Genomic DNA, 19,580 nt, shown 5'->3' on the forward strand with positions numbered 1-19,580 from the left:
TCTATCTCTTCTTTTTTCCTGAACGGGTTTTCTCAATACTATCTACGACTCTAATTTTTCTTGGAATTTTAAATCCTTGTAATTTTTTTAATAAAAATTCTCTTAATTCAGAAATAACTAACTCTTCTTTACATATTACATCTGCACAGAGAATATTACCCAAAACCGAATTACTTTTTCCGTATACAATGGAGTCGGTGATTTTGGGATAACTACTCAAAGCTTGTTCTACTTCTGATGGATTCACTTTATAACCTCCAACATTAATCATCTCATTTTTTCGAGAGACAAATCTTATCCTCATTGGAGAACCTTCATCAACTATTTCAACTATGTCTCCTGTTGGGTACCATCCATCTATCAGTTTTTCTTCAACACCTTCACCTAACAAATCTCCTTTTAAAAATAACTCGTTATCCAGAATTTTCACTAAAGAACGATCTTTATCACCTACTATAAAACACTCACCATCAGACACTAAAATATTCCCTGCTTCTGTTGACGCGTATATATTTAGGAGTTTTGCATTGGGAAAAAGCTCTTTTAAACTTGTTTTAAGATTCAAATCGAACTTCTCTCCTCCGGATGTGATTCTGCTGACGGTCAAAAATTCTGAATTTGTCGGTGATAATAATCTTAAAAAGGTAGGAGTTGCAGATATATGAGTTATCTCATGTGTTTGAATACTATTCAGAACTTGCTCCTTACTTAATTCGAATAATCTTACGAGCGTATTTTGATTGAGCAATGCTTGAAAAAACACCTGAATACCAGCGATATGAGTTGGATTAAATGCATAACCCCAAACATCATTTTCATGTTTTTCTGACACTCTACAACCTCTCGTTAAACTCTCAAAACTGTGACTAACTTTTTTGGGTAGTCCTGTCGTTCCTGAAGTAAACAAAGTAAGTTTCCACAATTTTGTTTCTTTAATTCTAATCAAAATTTCCGAAAAACTTTCAAAAGAACAACGTTGAACAGGAACAACCTTCGATATGTCTACTTCCCCAACCAACTTACTAATTTCATCTTCTGAGAAATCAGAATCGAGAAGACAAATTTCTATATCATGAACTAAAGAAATTATAATCGTTTTGAAAATATCATAATAGCTTTCCGATTTCAGATACAATGGCAAATCTTGTGCTAGATTTACATCTTTTACCAAATCCTCATAGTCAACTCGAAAATCATGAAAATTATCCAAATAAAAACTTGACATCTTTTATTTTTTTAACTTAACGAACAATTCTCCTATTGTATCTATTAATCCATTCTCAAATACGTCTACATCAAAAATTGCTTCCAGCCTAACCGTTAGTTCAGCCAGGTCAAAAGAATCGAGACCTAAATCTTCTCTAAACTTATCGTCTTCTTTAAGAGAATCCAACTTCGATTCTCCTTTATTCATTCGTATTTCATTGACTACATCTAAAACCTTATCCTGCATTATTTTATTTTTTTTAATCTTAATTTATTCTCTATAAACTCTTTGATCGGGATTGCTGGAACCCCTATCCACATATTTTGTCCAGAACTTTTCAAGTCGCTTACTACTGCACTTCCAACAGAAACCAATGTGTCACTATCAATAGTTACATCATGTGACACTGCAACTCCAACACCTATATAAGAATCATCACCAATATCAACTCCACTCGACAAATTGACACCTGTTCCAAAAGCACAGTGGTCTCCTATCTTTGATTCATGAGCTACATTACATGAATAGGCTAAATGAACATTCTTTCCTATCACTGTATTACTACCCAATACACAATATGCATTAATTACAACACCTTCCTCCAAACTCACATTGTCATACAACACAGCTGTTGGGTGTACTAAAGTTGCGAATTTTAATCCTGTATTCTTCTTAACATCGTCAAAGATTTTTCGTCTAATTAATCTATTATTTGGATTAGCAATTGACGAGACGAAATAAACATTTTCATAATGGTCAGCGGAGGCTATCGTTCCAAGTATCTCTATTCCTAATTTTGTTTTACCATGCAATTCTGGGTTATCATCAAGGTACCCAACAATCTCCCAGACAGTCTCTTCACTATTGCGATTAATAGCATTAACTATGCTAACAATATCTTCGCCAGATCCACCAGCTCCCAAAATAATTAATTTGTTCATAATTCTTATTTACGCTTAAATCTCACCTTTTCGATGTACAATATCCCCTTATCATCTTCTATTGCCCCATTAGGATATGGATCTTCAAGACAACGGAAAAAATTATACAAATCCTCTGTACTCAATTCCATCAATTTCGTTTTAGACAAAATACTATCTTTAGGAGTTCTTTTCTTTCTAACGATATTTTCTTCTGGCCATTTTTTCCACTCTATAGAAGGATAATCATCCAGAAATCTATTAAATAACACCTTACTAGTCGATGTCATTTGTTCTAAAATATCCTCCATATTTCCAGTTAGATCTAAATCAACTTCATGAGAATATAAGCAATTATGAGTATGAGCTCTAGGAGAATTTTCTTCGTAAGTAAAACTGAATACACGATGTTTTGTTCTTGTAATCCCGTCAAGAATTTGCAACTGAATTGGAGAACCATAAGAATATCTATCTAGCTCAGCACAGTGTACTCCAATAGCATCAATATTTTTCAAAACTTCACTTCCAAGTTCATCACTCCACCCACAAGAAATAATTAAATCATAATCTTTTAAATCTAATCTCTCAAGTTCATCACTTGTTTTACATAATACACTTTTATCTACTTTTGGATGTCTCTCTACTGTTTTATAAACATCGATTGACCATTCTCTGTATGCTAAAAATACTACTTTCATAATTGTACTAATTTTTTATCTAAATCAAACCACCAACCACTAGGTAAGGCAATATATTTATTCATAAATTCCGTCACGCCTTTCAAAGGTTCTGTATTGTTAAAAACAGAATAGATATTATTATTTATATGAACACTAGAAGCATAAATTCCTTTATCTCTAAACTCCTTCAAAATAGATCGCTTATCTCCTGTATTCAAAATAACTCCAAATACCCAATAATTAGGAATAGTCCCTTCTACAGGTTTCATAGGTGAAATTTTTGAATGACCTTCTAAAATCTCCCTCCAAATACGTGCATTTTCTTTTTGTTTTAGTAATAACAATTCCAATTTTGAAAACTGCTCCACTCCAATAAAAGCGTTAACCTCATTCATTAATGCTCCAAACCCTTCAACAGTAATATCGCATTTTGGGTTTATTTCATTCATATCGTCTCTAAACTTAGACCTGTCAATACCATAATCCCTAATCATTACAGCTCTATCATAAAGTTCTCTTGATCTAAAAGCCAAACCTCCACCATCAATAGTGTTAGGAAGCCTTACAGTCTGAAAAGAGAATACAGAAATATCAGCCCCTAAATTCCCTGATTTTTCACCTACATGTGTCGAACCAAAAGCTTCAACACAATCGTCAACTAAGTACAAGCCATATTCACGACACAGTTGAACCATAGCATCGACATATCCTAAATAGCCACAGTAATGATTATGAAAAATCGCTTTCGTCTTTGTCGTTATTTTTTCTTTTACGCTCTCTATATCTAAAGTCCCCGTAAAAGGGTCAATATCAGCCCATACAACCTTTATCCCTTTTGAAACAAATGGCTGATTAGATGCCAAACAACTTACTGGTGATGCAATAACTTCATCTCCTGGTTTTAAATCTAAAGTAGCTAAAACAACCAACAGAGCTTGATTATATGTAGATATACTCAAAAACAATTCATTAGAGATATACGTTTTGATTTTATCCTCAAACATCCTACCATACTTCCCGTACGATAATTTTCCAGAATAAAGTATTTCAGATAGCCCCTTCTCAATACCTTCTGGCATATAAGGTTTAAAAATTGGAATCATCTCTACCACCCCTTCTTTATTATTTCAACTATCATTTGTCGATCTTCTTCTTTAACCCAATACCCACATGGAATGTGAACTCTTTCATTTTCAAATTTATCTACATTAGGAAGATGAGTTTTAGACCCTGCAAAAATGGAATGCAAATCATTTCTCTTATGAAGCTCTGATGCCATAACACCATTACTTGCCATCATTTTGATAAAATTATCTCTATCTTCGACTTTTAAAGTGTATAACCAATATGAAGGCTTAGAATCTTTGTAATAATTTAAGAGTGTAAGACCTTCAATTTTGTTTAACTCATGGTCATAATATCTACCATTGTCTATATACCTTTCTATAATACTTCCAAGGCTTTCTAATTGAGTTATTCCTATGATTGCATTAACATTATTCATATGATACTTATACCCTTGAGTATTTATATCGTTCTCAAGTCTGCTTACTCCTTTTTTAATTCCAAACCATCTAATCAGTTTAGCTCTTTCAAAATCCTCTTCATCCCTGAGGCATAACATACCACCATCAACCGTAGTCATATGTTTTATCGCTTGGAATGAGAATGCCGTATACTTAAAATGATTCCCTAAATTCTTACCCTCAAATTTTGCACCTAATGCATGTGCCGAATCTTGAATAACAGGAATATTGTATTTTTCTTCAATATTTTTAAAACTTGTAATATCCACAGGTACACCTGCATAATCTACGACAACAATAGCTGAAGTCCTGTCTGTAATTTTACTCTCAACACTCTTCGGGCACAAATTACCAGTTTCTAAATCTATATCCGCCCAAACTATCTTTGCTCCAGTTTGAGATATTACAGTATTAGTTGGTTCCGCAGTAATGGCAGTCGAAATTACTTCATCTCCTTCCTTAACACCTGCCAAAATCAAAGCTATATGTAAGGCTGAAGAACCACTATTTACAGATAAATTGTACCTACTACCATTAAACTCTCCAAATTCCTTCTCAAATTGATCTACAACACTCCCCTGGGCAATATACCCTGAGTATAACACCTCTTCTAATTTAGGCATCAATACTTCTTTAGGAGGTAAAAGTGATTTAACTAAGGGTATCATTCTTCTTGTAATTATTTAATTCATTTTTCACATAGTCCAGTGTAAGTAACAACTCTTTCATTTGTTCTACATTCAACAAATCTGTATTATCTGAATTATACTCATCATTTTGAAGTCTTGGTCCATCTTCTTGAATATATTTTGTATAATTCAAATCACGAAAATCAGCCGGAATGCGATAGTAATCTCCCATATCAACCGCTTTTGACATTTCTTCCTTACCACACAAAGTTTCATACATTTTTTCTCCATGCCTTGCTCCAATTATCTTAATACCATTATCTGCATTAAACAATTCCTTCAACGCCATTGCAAGAGTGTATATGGTAGCTGAAGGCGACTTTTGAACAAAAATATCTCCACCTTCTGCATTTTCAAAAGCAAACTTTACCAAATCGACAGAGTCTTCTAAAGACATCATAAACCTCGTCATTTTCGAATTGGTGATTGTTAACTCCTTACCTTCTTTAATCTGTTTAATAAAAAGGGGAATTATAGAGCCTCTGGAGGCCATTACATTGCCATATCTCGTCGCACAAATAACAGATTTCATCTCTTGCACTCGATAATCACGTGCCTTCGATATAGCCAATTTTTCCATTAAAGCCTTGGACATTCCCATAGTATTAATTGGATAAACAGCCTTATCCGTACTTAGCACAACAACTTTCTTGACTTGATTAGAAACTGCAGCTTCTAACACATTTTCAGCCCCAATAAGATTTGTTTTTATGGTTTGCATTGGATAGAACTCACATGATGGCACCTGCTTTAGTGCCGCTGCATGAAATACAAAATCAACCCCACGCATTGCGCTATTGATACTATCGTAATCGCGTATATCTCCAACAATGAAATTTAATTTATCATTTTTATATTCAACACGCATGTCTTCTTGCTTTTTTTCATCTCTACTGAATACGCGAATTTCTTTTATTTCAGAATTTAAAAATCGTTCTAAAACCGCGTTTCCGAATGAACCAGTTCCACCTGTAATTAATAAAATTTTATCTTTAAACATAATTTATATACCATTTAACAAATTCTTTAACTCCTTTTTCTATCTGAGTTTGGGGTTTATAACCATAATCAGAGATCAATCTTGTAACATCTGCCCAAGTTTTCTGTACATCTCCTGCTTGCATAGGATACATTTCCTTATCTGCAACTTTATTAAAATTATTCTCTAGGGTAGCAATGAACTCCATCAATTTAACAGAATTATTATTCCCTATATTATACAGTTTGTAAAGTTCGATGGTTCTAGGTTCCGAAGTTAATACTTTATTGACCCCTTCAACAATATCGTCGACATATGTAAAATCTCTTTCCATATTTCCATTGTTGAAAACTTTAATTGCTCGATTATTAGTTATCGCATCAGCAAAAAGCATTGGTGCCATATCTGGTCGTCCCCAAGGACCATAAACAGTAAAAAAACGCAAACCTGTGGTAGGTATACCATATAAATGACTGTAGGTGTGAGCCATTAATTCGTTACTCTTTTTTGTGGCTGCATATAAACTGACAGGAGAATCTACACGATCTCCCTCTTCGAAAGGAATCTTTTTATTTGAACCATACACACTAGAACTACTTGCATAAACCAAATGTTTAATACCAAAAGACCTAGAGGCTTCTAGTATATTTAAAAACCCAACAATATTGCTCTGAATATACACATCCGGGTTTTCAATACTATACCTTACTCCGGCTTGAGCTGCTAAATTACATACGACATCAAAAGATTCTTCCTTGAATAAAGTAAACAAAGCTTCTTTGTCTTCTAAATTCAATCTTTCAAACTTGAAAGAGTCAAAGGTATTACTCTGAGTTATATTATAAAACTTTGTAGCTTCCTCACGTGATATTCCCAATTCCTTAAGACGTGCATACTTTAAATTGACATCGTAATAATCGTTGATATTGTCTACTCCTACTACTTCATGTCCTTGAGCCAAAAGGCTATTACTTAAATGATAGCCGATAAAGCCTGCGGCCCCAGTAACCAAAATCCTCATTAATTCTTCCCTATTTGATAGTATTCAAACCCTTTCTCTTCCAGATTAAACACATTGTATTGATTTCTCCCATCGAAAATGACTGGTTTCTTTAGCTGCTTTGAAATTTCATCAAAATCCGGAGATCTAAACTCCTTCCACTCCGTTAATAAAATCAACGCATCAGCATTTTCCAGTACATCATACTTGGCTTTTTTATAAGCGACACCATGCGTATCTTTCAAGTAAAAATGAGCCGCTTCATCCATAGCTTTCGGATCGTAGGCATTGACTTTAGCTCCTCGCTTCACCAATTCTTTAATGACGTATATAGCCGGAGCTTCACGCATGTCATCAGTTCCTGGTTTAAAAGCTAGCCCCCATACCCCAAAGGTCATCCCTGTCAAATCTTCACCATACTTCCTCACAATCTTCTCAGAAATAACAAATTTTTGACGGTCATTTACATCTTCTACTGATTTTATCAATTGAGCATTGTAATCATGCTCCTCCGCAATTTTTTTTAAAGCCTTAACATCCTTCGGGAAACACGAGCCCCCATAACCCGCGCCAGGATATATAAAACTATACCCGATTCGAGCATCAGAACCTATCCCGATACGTACATTATTAACATCTGCTCCAACTCTCTCACAAATATTAGATATCTCATTCATAAATGAGATCTTTGTTGCTAACATTGCGTTCGCTGCGTATTTTGTCATCTCTGCTGATTTAATATCCATACCGATAAATCGATCATGAGACATTGTAAATGGAGCGTATAATTGCTTCATTTTATCAAAAGCGTAGTCTGAATCAGCTCCGATTACCACTCTATCTGGCTTCATGAAATCATTGATAGCATCTCCTTCCTTCAAAAATTCCGGATTCGAAACTACATCGAACTGAATTTGTTCCTCTCTTTTTTGCAATTCTTCAAAAATCGTTGCTTTTACTTTATCTGCAGTTCCTACAGGTACAGTTGACTTATCTACAACAATCAATCTTTTTTCCATTGATTGTCCTATTTCTCTAGCTACAGCTAACACATATTGTAAATCAGCAGAACCATCTTCCCCCATAGGTGTTCCAACAGCTATAAAAACTATTTCAGCATCTTTAATTGCCTCTTCTAGACTAGTTGTAAAGAATAAGTTCTCGTTCTTCACATTTTTTAAAACCATTGCTTCTAAGCCTGGTTCGTAGATTGGAATCACCCCCTCGTGTAACTTTTTAATTTTATCCCTGTCGATATCTACACAAGTAACTTTATTTCCCATTTCTGAAAAACAAGTTCCTGAAACTAGTCCTACATAACCAGTACCAATTACGGCTATATTCATTTATTTATTGTTTATCCTTAGATTTTAAACTTTCTTTATCGTGAACTTCCTTTCTTAATCCACTACTTGAAAATCTGTGCTCTCTTTTGTTGAAGTACAGTTTTATACCTTTTTTCTCACAATAGTCTCTCCCCGTAAACAGCTTACTCGCATACTCATCTCCAATAACTCTCACATCTATATGAAAAGATCTTAATATATCTTCTAAATCCTGCTCCGTAGTATAAGGAACGATTTCATCTACATACTTACAACCTTTTAGCTGTATATATCGTTCAACAACAGATTGCACTGGTCTGTTTTTTTCTGGTCTATCAATGGTGGGATCAGTTTGAAGGCCACAAATCAAATAATCACATTGTCGCTTGGCCTCTTCAAGCATTTTAATGTGCCCCGCGTGAAGTAAGTCGAAAGCACTAAAAGTAATACCGATTTTCATTTTCTTCTCTCTTTTTAAAGGACAAATATATGTCTTCTTTTATAATAAAAAATGTTTTTCTCCTAATTTTACAGTTTTTTTACACCTGATATCATACACAAGTTCAATGGATTTCCTTGCAGCTTGAATCCCATATCCACCCCCACTTAGAACATCCTCATAACTCACTGTGTGCAAATCAGTAAAACCTTCACTAAATTCAATTTCTTGATTATTCACAGTTATTGATCTATATGTTTTTTTACCTTCCGCCACACAAAAATCAGGCAACTTTCCACCATCAATTGACAGATACCAACGCACTCGTGCTTTTTCAAATTCAAGATAACCCGACATTGTTTTTTCATCTTTATAATGCACAAAATTTTCCTGTACTTTACCAAAAACCCATCCGAGCATATCAAAAAAATGAACTCCAATATTTAGGGCTACACCTCCTGATTTAGACACATCTCCTTTCCAAGAAACATCATACCAACTCCCCCTAGAAACAATATAGGTCAAATCGACTTCGTATTTTGTATTAATTCCACTATTTAACACCTGTTTTTTTAAACCCTGTATAGCAGGATGATATCGCAATTGTAAAATAGAATACACACTCCCTTCAGACTCTGACTCAATCGACTCCAATGCATCCAAATTCCATGGATTTAACACCAGAGGCTTCTCACAAATTGCACTAGCCCCACTTCGCAATCCCATTCTTATATGAGAATCATGTAAGTAATTTGGAGTACAAATACTTAAGAAATCTAGATTTACATTTGCCTGCCTCTTCAACTTCTCAAGATGACGATCAAAGCGTTCAAACTCTACAAAAAAGTCTGCTTCAGGGAAATACGAATCAAGTATCCCAACACTATCAAACTTATCCAAAGCCGCCAATAAATCACCACCAACCTCTTTAATAGCCTTTAAATGTCGTGGAGCAACATAGCCCGCAACCCCTATAATAGCAAAGTTCTTCATAATATTAGTTTAACAGCTCAATCTAACAAAACCCTATTTTCTATTATTTTCAAACACGCTAACCCTATCTTCAATCTTTCTATACCAATCTTTCCCCTCATCACACTGAGCTATTCCATTTTCATCAAATTCAAGACGTATACCTGATCTACTCACCCACCCAATGTGTCTAGCTGGGTTCCCAACTAACAAAGCGAAAGGAGCGACATCTTTAGTTACTACAGCACCTGCACCGATCATTGCAAAAGCCCCTAATCGAACCCCACAAATTACAGTCGCATTTGCCCCAACTGACACTCCACGCTCTAAATAGGTTTCCTGATACTCTTTTTTTCTTACGATATGACTTCTCGGATTTTTAACATTGGTAAATACTGCAGAAGGACCTATAAAAACATCGTCATCACATATAACGCCAGAATAAATTGAAACATTATTTTGCACCTTAACATTCCCCCCCAAAACTACACCTGGATGAATAACGACATTTTGCCCTAAATTACAACCCTCCCCAATTACAGAATCAGACATAACATGAGAAAAATGCCAAATCTTTACCCCTTTGCATATAATCGCACCATCATCTACCACAGCCGTATCATGTACAAAATAATCCATAAAAGTTACTTATAATTTATCTCTTTAAAACTAACCACAGATCCCCTACAACCTTGCGTCTACAACCTCACTAGACCAAGTTCCTTTTACATCGTAAACTACAGAATTCTCTTCTCGATAAAGACCTAAGTCCATTTTTTCAAACTCACTATGAGCAACAGCCAACACGACAGCATCAAACTTAACATCTGGAACCCTCGGAGAAAGCACCATTCCAAACTCTGCCTGAACATCCTCTGCCCTTGCCCACGGATCGTAAACAACTACATCTGTACCAAACCCCTTTAATCCTCGAACCAAATCTACCACCTTAGTATTCCTAACATCGGGGCAATTTTCCTTGAATGTTACTCCCAAAACTAAAACTTTAGCATTCCGCACCAATATATCATGTTGAATCATCAACTTAACTACCTCTGTTGCCACATACTCTCCCATCCCATCATTCAACCTGCGACCTGCTAAAATGATTTCCGGATGATACCCTTTTGACTGAGCCTTCTGAGCTAAATAATACGGATCCACCCCGATACAATGCCCTCCAACTAAACCAGGCTTAAAGGGCAGAAAATTCCACTTAGTCGCAGCTGCTCTCAAAACCTCACCAGTATCTATCTCTAGGAGATTAAAAATCTTAGCTAATTCATTCACAAAAGCGATATTAATATCTCGCTGACAATTCTCAATTATCTTTGATGCTTCCGCTACTTTTATTGAACTAGCCATATAAGTCCCAGCTTTAATAACTGATTTATACAACTGATCAATCTTAAAAGCTATTTCTGGTGTGGATCCCGAGGTTACTTTTAAAATATTCTCTACAGTCCTCACCTTATCTCCTGGGCTAATGCGTTCTGGAGAATACCCTACAAAGAAGTCACGATTAAAAACCAATTTCGACTCCTTCTCTACAACTGGAATACAATCTTCTTCCGTTGCTCCTGGGTACACCGTTGATTCGTAAATCACAACTCCTCCTTTTTTTATCCATCTCGCCACGGTACCGCTAGCAGCTAGTAAAGGACCTAATATCGGTTGATTGTTTTTATCTACTGAGGTAGGTACTGTGATAATAAAATAATCACACCCTTCTAAAGCGCCTTCTATCGAAGTAACAAACAATCCTTTTTCAACATTTCTATCCGCAACCAACACCTCTTTCAAAGTACTATCTTCCACCTCTAAAGTCTTATCAACCCCACCTTTTAGCTCTTGTACTCGCTGATTATTGATATCAAAACCAATCACCTTATACTTCGCTGCAAATAAACTTGCCAATGGCAAACCAACATAACCTAAACCAATAACACCTATCACAGGATTACTCATGTATATAACTTAAAAATTTAAACAACGAATTTACAAAAAGAGGAATGAATTGCACAACAAATGCTTAGAAATGAAAAAACCTCACTAGACAACTAGTGAGGTTTTGTATCTGTGGGCGCGAAGGGATTCGAACCCCTGACCCCTTGGGTGTAAACCAAGTGCTCTGAACCAACTGAGCTACGCGCCCTGATGCAATTAACTTTAAAGAGTTGTGGGCGCGAAGGGATTCGAACCCCTGACCCCTTGGGTGTAAACCAAGTGCTCTGAACCAACTGAGCTACGCGCCCTTTTTGTTAATTGCTGATTGCGGGTGCAAATATATGACCCTTTTTTGAATTGACAAGGGCTTTTTTCATTTTTTTTCATCACAAAACCTCAGCAACCACGAAAGTACTACCTCCTACATACCCAATATCACCCTCTTTTAAATTCATTAACAAGGACTTATAAGCTTCCGCTACCGATGAAAATTTTTTTCCAAAAATTTTATTTTTTTTTGCCCTTGCTTGCAATTCCTCCACTTCCATAGCCCTAGGAATGTCCGGAGCACAAAAATAATAGTGAGCATTTTCTGGAAACATCGGTAAAATTTCATCAATATTTTTATCAGAAACTACCCCCAATAGAATATGAAGGTCTTTATAAGACTCCTTTTTTAATTGTTCAAGGGTGTAAAAAAGCCCTTCTTTGTTATGAGCAGTATCACAAATAACCTTAGGTGCCTCTTGTAAAACTTGCCATCTCCCTTTCAAGTTGGTATTTTGAACTACCTTTTTCAATCCAACACGCAGTACCTCTTCAGAAATTACAAAGCCCTTTAAGGTTTGTAAAGCCGTAACCGCCGTCCTGACATTATTATATTGATAAGTCCCTAACAGATCCGTTTCGTAGTCCATCGGTCCTTGGTCAGAAGCAAAGAGGATGGGGGCTTCACACATCGTTGCCTTTTCCATAAATACCGCGGTCGTTTCCTCTTGCCGTTCTCCAATCACCACCGGTATTTGAGGTTTGATGATCCCAGCCTTTTCAAAAGCGATCTTTTCAAGGGTATCCCCTAGCATCTGCACATGATCCAATCCAATATTGGTAATAACCGATACTTCTGGAGTAATAATGTTGGTAGAATCTAATCGACCTCCCAAACCAACTTCAATGATGGCAATATCTACCGCTGCTTTCGCAAAAGCTTCAAAGGCCATGCCTACCGTCATTTCAAAAAATGACAGTCCTTGGGCTTCCATAAAGTCTCTGTGGGAAGCTACGAAATCTGTAACAGCAGCTTTCGAGAGCTCTTGCCCGTTGATACGAATGCGTTCTGTAAAGTTTTTTAAATGCGGAGATGTATACAAACCTACCTTATAACCTGCTTCCTGCAATACAGAAGCGAGCATATGACTGGTCGATCCCTTTCCATTTGTTCCTCCTACATGAATTGATTTAAATTGGTCTTGAGGATTCCCGAGGTACTCCGCCAAGGCCACTATATTGGTCAAATCTTTTTTGAACGCTGCTTTACCCTGTCGCTGATACATGGGTAACTGGGCGAACATCCAGTCTAAAGTTTGCTGATATGTCATAATCGCAATGCCCTCTCTTGTTATTGAGCAAGTGAAAATTTATAAATTATCGTTCCTTTTTGCCTACTCGGTGCGTTTCCGTCTGGATTCCACTTTGTTCTCAAAGCCGCTTCCTTTGCAGGCTTTAATAAGCAGGGAGAAGTATTCGTAGAACCTTTTACCCCAGGAATGGCCTTTATTACTTTACCATTTTTATCTACCTCTATACTCACTACGACGATTCCCTCTTGTTGGCAATCGGGCTTTTCTATAGGCTTTGATAACGCTTTTCTTCCCGCCAAGTTGTAATTACCGCCAGAACCGCTACCTGCCTTACCGTAGTATTTTGAAGAATTGGCATCGCCATTTTTATTTCCTTTGGTTCCTTCTTGTGCATCATCGCCTTCACCGGCAGCTCCTTTGTCAGAAGTACCGTTTAACAAACTGTTCAAAGCATCACTCGCCGCCTTAGAAGGCTTAGGTTTCTCCTTTTCTTTAGGTTTTGGTGTTTCTTTCTTAGGAGTCTCAACAGTTTTTTCTACCGTTTCTTCTTTGGTTTGATCGTTTTTCTCAACAACCGGGACATCTTCTGCCGACTCATCAGTAATGACATCTTCCTGTGCCGTTTCTTGAGGCGTATCCTGAACTTCTTCCTGTGGCTGCACCTGTTCTTCAGTAACCTCTTTCGTGCTCGATTGCTGTTGGGTGTGCTCTACAGGATCTCCACGTCCTACCTCTGAATTTCCGAAATTAATCGCCAAACCGTATTCGATAGGTGGGTCCAAGTACTTCATCCCATAATTAAAGATGCCAAACAATAACAACAATAAAATCAAAAGTGTCAGTACTGCGGATTTCTTTTTATGTTTTGTATCTAAAAACGCCATTTATTTTCCTTTAACAGCTAAAATCATTTTTAGCTTATTTCTATTTGCGATATCAATAACCTTCATAATTTGCTTATAAGGTACGTTCTGATCTCCTCGTATTACTACCGTTTTCTTTTTGTCTGCTCCTACCTTAGTGAGGAGTGTTCTCTCCAAATTGGTTTTCGAAACTTTAGACTTATCGATGTAAAAGACGGAGTTTTTAGTAATCGTCACAGCTACTGAAGTATTGTTCTCTGTTTTACCTCCTGCTTTCGGCAATAAAACATCAATAGCACTTACCGTAACCAGGGTCGATGTCAACATGAAAAATATCAGTAATAAAAATACGATATCCGTCATTGACGACATATTAAAACTCGGATCTACTTTATTTCTTCCTCGTAAATTCATTATACTGGTTCGTTTAATAGATCTAAAAACTCTACTGACTTAGCCTCCATTTGATATACCACCTTATCGGTACGTACCACCAAATGGTTATAAGTAATATATGCGATAATCCCTACAATTAACCCAGCAACGGTGGTCGTCATTGCCGTGTAAAGCCCATCAGACAACATCTTGATATCTATTTGACCTCCAGAGTTCGCTATTTCATGAATGGCAACAATCATTCCAATTACCGTTCCTAAAAACCCTATCATCGGAGCTGCTCCAGCAATGGTAGCCAATACACTGACGTTTTTCTCCAACTGATAGACTTCTAACTTACCTGCATTTTCGATGGCTTTATTGATATCATCTAACGGTTTTCCGATTCTCGAAATTCCCTTTCCGATGAGTCTTGCTGTTGGGGTATTGGTATTATCACACAAAGACTTTGCGCTTTCCAATTTACCATTGGTCACGTGATCCTTGATTTGATTCATAAAGTTTTTATCTACATTGGCCGCTGCTTTAATAGCAAAAAATCGCTCAAAATAAATATAGAGTGCAACCGCTAACAGTACAAATAATAGGGCGATGATAAGCTGTCCTCCTACACCTCCATCCATAATCAATTTATAGATCGATAAGGTTTTTTCTTCTGACACTTCTTCCAAAGCTGCTGCTTGATCTTGAAAATATGCTAACATTAAATAAGGTTTAAGTTTTAAATTACTAACGAATGAGTTCTTTTTTAATTGTTTAAAAAAAATCCTGAATTGTACAATTCAGGATTTAAAAATATAAAATAAATAGACTTTTTAATTTACGACAGCATTAATTTTACCATTACATAGCCTAATCCTCCTAGAACGATGGTATAAGGCAAGGCCATTTTAACCATTTTTCCATATGATAAATTAATCAAAGGTGCTAGCGATGACGTCAATAAGAATAAAAATGCCGCCTGACCATTAGGTGTTGCTACACTCGGTAAATTGGTTCCAGTATTAATAGCGATAGCTAATTTTTCAAAATGCTCTCTATCGATAACACCGCTTTCAAATGCATTTTGTACCTCTCCAATATATACGGTTGCCACAAATACATTATCACTAATAGCCGATAAGAATCCGTTAGCGATATAGAACAACCCTGGCTGTGACGCTGGATCCTGCTCTAAAGCCCAATGAATAATAGGACTGAACAAGTGTTGATCGTGAATCATTGCTACGATGACAAAGAATACAACTAACAGCCCCGTAAATGGCAATGCCTCTTCAAAAGCATGTCCTAATTGATGTTCATCGATAATTCCCATAAAGGCCGTTTGAACGATGATCAAAGCGAGTCCGATAAATCCGACAGGTGCAATGTGTAAAGCCAATCCTGCAATCAATAAGATAGCTGAAACTCCCTGTACGATTAAACCGTATTTCTGTTTTTCGGTACGTTTTGCATCTTCTTCTTCGGTATATCTCTCAATAATCTCAGCCGCTACGTTCGGAAGTTTTGCTCCAAATCCAAACCATCCTGTGGTTTCGAGTACTGCTGTTGTTGCCAAACCTGCCAGTAAAACAGGAATCGTAATAGGAGCCATTTTCACAAAGAACTGAACAAAATCCCAGCCCAAACGCTCACCAATAAGTAAGTTCTGTGGTTCTCCTACTAAAGTACAAACACCTCCAAGAGCTGTCCCTACTACTCCGTGCATGATTAAACTTCTCAAAAAGCTACGGAACTGCTCAAGGGTTTCCCCACTCAATTCCTTTCTATCGAGAATTCCGTCATCATCGTAATCTTCTGAACTCGAATGAATTTTGTGATACACTCCATAGAATCCAACCGCTACACTAATTAATACAGCTGTTACCGTAAGTGCATCTAAAAATGCTGACAATACCGCTGCTAAAAACACAAAGAGTAAGGATAATACTAATTTCGATTTAATTTTTGTAAACACCTTACTGAAAATATACATCAATAGGGGTTTCATAAAATAAATCCCAGCAACCATAAACACTAACAGTAATACTACTTCAAGGTTATGATCCACTTCTTTGTAGGCATTTTTCGGGGAAGTCAATCCTAATGCCAGTGCCTGGATGGCCAATAATCCTCCCGATTGTAAGGGATAACACTTCAGTGCCATCGCCAGAGTAAAGATGAACTCAGCAATAAAAAGCCAAGCAGTAACCTGCTTTCCGATTACAAAAAAGGAAAAGACATTAAAAATTAAGAAACCAATCATGGTCATTTTAAACCATTTTGGACTCGCCCCTAAAAAATATTTAAACATGGTATTGTTATTTTACGCTTCTACAGTAGCTCTTTTAAAGCTATTTCAAAAGCAGTTTCACTTATTTTAGTTTTCGAAGCACTACGTGCAAAGGTTCTTTGCAGTGCTTTCTTTATTGTATTTGAAGTATCGTCAAAAATAGCACGATCTGTCATTTCTACTCTACGCTCCATGAAGTAAGCAAATACTCTTGCCATACCACAATTAGAAATAAAGTCAGGAATTAAACTCACCTTGCTATCAGTATCTTCCATGATTGGACCGAAGAAAATTTCTTTGTCAGCAAACGGAACATTAGCACCACATGAAATCACTTCCAAACCAGTACTAATCATTTGATTAATCTGATCTTGAGTTACTAAACGAGAAGCCGCACAAGGTGCAAAAATCTCACAAGGTAAATTCCATATTCTACTGTTCATTTCTTCGAATGGGATCATATTTTCGGCAACCAAGGTGTTCCCGTCTTTCTGTAAGTACAAGGCCTTAATTTCTTCAAAGGTGAATCCTTCTTCATTGATTACTCCTCCTACTCGGTCGATAATCCCTACTACTTTTGCTCCCATTTGAGCCAGGTAAAATGCTGCTGCTGCACCAACATTACCAAACCCTTGCACAATAGCTCTTTTACCTGCTACATTACCTCCGTAAATGTCGTAGTAATGACGAACTGCCTCTGCTACTCCATACCCGGTAATCATGTCTGCAACGGTGTATTTTCTGGCAATACTCGGAGATAAATCAGCATCTTCTAATACCTTGATTACTCCGTGTCTCAATTGCCCAATTCTGTTAATTTTATCTGCTTCTGTTGGCTTAAAGTGTCCGTTAAACACTCCTTCTTGTGGGTGCCAAACTCCGCTATCTTCTGTGATTGGAATCACTTCGTGAATTTCATCGACATTTAAATCACCTCCTGTTCCGTAGTAATTTTTTAACAAAGGAGCTACCGCCTTATACCAGCGTTCCAACACTCCTTTTTTACGAGGGTCGTGTGGATCAAAATTTATTCCCGATTTTGCTCCTCCAATGGCAGGTCCAGAAACGGTAAATTTAACCTCCATCGTTTTTGCTAAAGACATCACTTCGTACTTGTCTAGGCCTTTTCTCATTCTCGTTCCTCCACCTGCAGCACCTCCTCGCAATGAGTTGATTACTGTCCATCCCTCAGCTTCAGTTTCCGAATCTTTCCAATTAAAAACGATTTCTGGTTGTTTTTCTTCGTATTTTTTTAATAGTTCTTTCATTGTGTATAAAAATAATATTCAACTTTACTGCTATTCTTTTTCTTAGCGCTGTACTTGTTTGTAATGTTCCCCCCGAAGGGGCCTTAAAGCTGATTCATTTTTAACTAGTTTAGGGATTTATTCAATTCTACAAACTTACCATAAAAAAATAGGTTATTGCTATAAAAATTGACCTTCGCTTATTATTTCCACAGAAAAGTTTCTGTTCCATAAAAGAATATTCCCACTCGATTTTGTCGAGGGCTAAAATACGGTGGAAACTTTAAAGAAAGAAAAAGTTTCCATAATTTTTACACAGTTTTAACATTCCGTGAATGCTGCCTGAGTACCCCCTTGAGGCTCAAATATTTCACCCGAACTGTGATCCTTCACAGCCCCTGTTACTGCCGCTAAGCAGTTGACCTGTCCTTCCATCCTTAGCAGGCCAAGTAAAGCAAAAATCAATGCCTCCTTATAATTGATAAGGGCATCCTCTCCTTTTACTACCCTTCCTTTTGCATAAAATTCTATGCGCTCCATGAGATAGGTATTAAAAGTTCCTCCTCCTGTCACCAGACAAATAGCTCCTGTTCCCAAACAGCTACCAATCTGAAAAGCTGCGTGTTCAACAACGGTATGTAAAATACTCGGAATTGGGACGGGCCGCTCCGTTAAGATCGGAAACACCTCGGCTAAAACCCATTCTAATCCCAGTGATTTCGGTGGTTGCCACTGATAGTATTCCAGTAAATTTAGTCGCTCAAACAGCTCAACATCCAGGGTACCTGTTCTTGCTAAAGTCCCTTTGTCATCGTATTCTAAATTCAACTGACGCGTAAATTTATTCAGTACGATATTAACAGGGCCTATATCATAGGCTATTCGCTTTCCGTTCTCCTCATACGATATGTTGGCAAAACCTCCCAGATTCATACAATGTGTATAGTCATCGAACAAAAGTTGGTCTCCAATCGGAACCAGAGGAGCTCCTTGGCCTCCCAAAGCCACGTCCTGTGTTCTAAAGTCACAAACGACTTTTTGTCCGGTTGTATTCGCTATTACCTGTCCATCTCCTATTTGCAAAGTGACACCTACCTCGGGTTGGTGTAATACGGTGTGCCCATGTGAAGCAATGAAATCTACTCTTGAAATCCCATGAGCCTTCATAAATTCATTAATTACTTCTCCTAGTAACACACCATAAGCTGTCGTTAACTCCGCATGTTCAGCACTTGATTTCCCGATGGCTTCCTGTAATCTCGTCCGCCACGAATTCGAATAGGCAACTGTTTGACAAGCGAGAATCTCATAATTTTTATAATTCTCCCGTGCTATTTTTACATAGACAAGATCTATTCCATCTAAAGAAGTTCCAGACATAAGCCCAATACAGTAATGGTATTTTTTCATTGACAAGCTAGCTTTTTCTACTTCAAAGGTATACTGAAAAACTCATATTAACAATTTGTAATCACGGAGTATGTAATATTCGTATTCTCTCATTCTAAGAAATCATTCCTCTTAAAAAAGACAGGTAA

20 protein-coding genes and 2 tRNA genes are annotated in these 19,580 nt (G+C 36.9%); all 22 read right to left on the reverse strand.

The genetic code is table 11. The features are described 5' to 3' along the window. Position 1: 1 nt before the first annotated feature. Positions 2-1,225, reverse strand: a complete 1,224-nt coding sequence (locus tag ACXAG7_RS17520) for an ANL family adenylate-forming protein (RefSeq protein WP_476667631.1) — start codon at positions 1,223-1,225, stop codon at positions 2-4. Between the two features lie 3 nt (positions 1,226-1,228). Then, a complete protein-coding gene (locus tag ACXAG7_RS17525; RefSeq protein ID WP_476667632.1) occupies positions 1,229-1,453 on the reverse strand; it encodes an acyl carrier protein in 225 nt (74 codons plus the stop codon). Then, the gene (locus ACXAG7_RS17530; RefSeq protein WP_476667633.1) at positions 1,453-2,148 is read right to left on the reverse strand and encodes a PglD-related sugar-binding protein; all 696 of its coding nucleotides are present in this window, start codon (positions 2,146-2,148) and stop codon (positions 1,453-1,455) included. The genes ACXAG7_RS17525 and ACXAG7_RS17530 overlap by 1 nt, the downstream gene beginning before the upstream one ends. Positions 2,149-2,153: 5 nt before the next feature. After that, positions 2,154-2,825: a formyl transferase gene (locus ACXAG7_RS17535; RefSeq protein WP_476667634.1), complete on the reverse strand. Its 672-nt coding sequence runs from the start codon at positions 2,823-2,825 to the stop codon at positions 2,154-2,156. Then, entirely contained in the window at positions 2,822-3,910 is a 1,089-nt protein-coding gene (locus tag ACXAG7_RS17540; RefSeq protein ID WP_476667635.1) for a DegT/DnrJ/EryC1/StrS family aminotransferase, read from the reverse strand. Before ACXAG7_RS17540 ends, ACXAG7_RS17535 begins: the two co-directional genes overlap by 4 nt. A 2-nt stretch (positions 3,911-3,912) precedes the next feature. Continuing rightward, entirely contained in the window at positions 3,913-5,001 is a 1,089-nt protein-coding gene (locus tag ACXAG7_RS17545) for a DegT/DnrJ/EryC1/StrS family aminotransferase (RefSeq protein ID WP_476667636.1), read from the reverse strand. Further along, positions 4,985-6,022: a polysaccharide biosynthesis protein gene (locus ACXAG7_RS17550; RefSeq protein WP_476667637.1), complete on the reverse strand. Its 1,038-nt coding sequence runs from the start codon at positions 6,020-6,022 to the stop codon at positions 4,985-4,987. The genes ACXAG7_RS17545 and ACXAG7_RS17550 overlap by 17 nt, the downstream gene beginning before the upstream one ends. After that, positions 6,015-7,022: an NAD-dependent epimerase gene (locus tag ACXAG7_RS17555; RefSeq protein ID WP_476667638.1), complete on the reverse strand. Its 1,008-nt coding sequence runs from the start codon at positions 7,020-7,022 to the stop codon at positions 6,015-6,017. Before ACXAG7_RS17555 ends, ACXAG7_RS17550 begins: the two co-directional genes overlap by 8 nt. Continuing rightward, positions 7,022-8,347: a UDP-glucose dehydrogenase family protein gene (locus ACXAG7_RS17560; RefSeq protein WP_476667639.1), complete on the reverse strand. Its 1,326-nt coding sequence runs from the start codon at positions 8,345-8,347 to the stop codon at positions 7,022-7,024. Before ACXAG7_RS17560 ends, ACXAG7_RS17555 begins: the two co-directional genes overlap by 1 nt. Before the next feature lie 4 nt (positions 8,348-8,351). Continuing rightward, entirely contained in the window at positions 8,352-8,786 is a 435-nt protein-coding gene (locus tag ACXAG7_RS17565; protein ID WP_476667640.1) for an adenylyltransferase/cytidyltransferase family protein, read from the reverse strand. A 39-nt stretch (positions 8,787-8,825) separates the two neighbouring features. Beyond that, positions 8,826-9,758 (reverse strand): Gfo/Idh/MocA family oxidoreductase, encoded by a 933-nt coding sequence (locus ACXAG7_RS17570; RefSeq protein WP_476667641.1) that lies wholly within the window; start codon positions 9,756-9,758, stop codon positions 8,826-8,828. Between the two features lie 33 nt (positions 9,759-9,791). After that, a complete protein-coding gene (locus ACXAG7_RS17575) occupies positions 9,792-10,376 on the reverse strand; it encodes an acyltransferase (RefSeq protein WP_476667642.1) in 585 nt (194 codons plus the stop codon). A gap of 45 nt (positions 10,377-10,421) precedes the next feature. Then, positions 10,422-11,705 carry a nucleotide sugar dehydrogenase gene (locus tag ACXAG7_RS17580; protein WP_476667643.1) on the reverse strand — a complete coding sequence of 428 codons (1,284 nt, stop codon included), beginning with the start codon at positions 11,703-11,705 and terminating at the stop codon, positions 10,422-10,424. Between the two features lie 112 nt (positions 11,706-11,817). Then, positions 11,818-11,892: transfer RNA gene (locus ACXAG7_RS17585), tRNA-Val, on the reverse strand. Between the two features lie 25 nt (positions 11,893-11,917). Next, positions 11,918-11,992: transfer RNA gene (locus ACXAG7_RS17590), tRNA-Val, on the reverse strand. Between the two features lie 78 nt (positions 11,993-12,070). Then, on the reverse strand, positions 12,071-13,282 hold the full coding sequence (locus tag ACXAG7_RS17595; protein WP_476667644.1) for a bifunctional folylpolyglutamate synthase/dihydrofolate synthase: 1,212 nt from the start codon (positions 13,280-13,282) through the stop codon (positions 12,071-12,073). 20 nt (positions 13,283-13,302) lie between these two features. Beyond that, entirely contained in the window at positions 13,303-14,148 is an 846-nt protein-coding gene (locus ACXAG7_RS17600) for an energy transducer TonB (RefSeq protein WP_476667645.1), read from the reverse strand. After that, positions 14,149-14,541, reverse strand: coding sequence for an ExbD/TolR family protein (locus ACXAG7_RS17605; RefSeq protein ID WP_408045216.1), 393 nt, complete (start codon positions 14,539-14,541; stop codon positions 14,149-14,151). It lies immediately after the preceding gene. Next, positions 14,541-15,227, reverse strand: coding sequence for a MotA/TolQ/ExbB proton channel family protein (locus tag ACXAG7_RS17610; protein ID WP_408045217.1), 687 nt, complete (start codon positions 15,225-15,227; stop codon positions 14,541-14,543). Before ACXAG7_RS17610 ends, ACXAG7_RS17605 begins: the two co-directional genes overlap by 1 nt. A 116-nt stretch (positions 15,228-15,343) precedes the next feature. After that, positions 15,344-16,816 carry a sodium/proton antiporter NhaB gene (nhaB, locus tag ACXAG7_RS17615; protein ID WP_408045218.1) on the reverse strand — a complete coding sequence of 491 codons (1,473 nt, stop codon included), beginning with the start codon at positions 16,814-16,816 and terminating at the stop codon, positions 15,344-15,346. A gap of 20 nt (positions 16,817-16,836) precedes the next feature. Then, on the reverse strand, positions 16,837-18,063 hold the full coding sequence (locus ACXAG7_RS17620; RefSeq protein ID WP_408045219.1) for a Glu/Leu/Phe/Val dehydrogenase dimerization domain-containing protein: 1,227 nt from the start codon (positions 18,061-18,063) through the stop codon (positions 16,837-16,839). A gap of 300 nt (positions 18,064-18,363) precedes the next feature. Next, complete coding sequence (locus ACXAG7_RS17625) at positions 18,364-19,452, reverse strand: anhydro-N-acetylmuramic acid kinase (protein WP_476667646.1); 1,089 nt, start codon at positions 19,450-19,452, stop codon at positions 18,364-18,366. Positions 19,453-19,580: the final 128 nt, after the last annotated feature.

This window comes from Tenacibaculum sp. AWR4_210 (genome assembly GCF_056160945.1).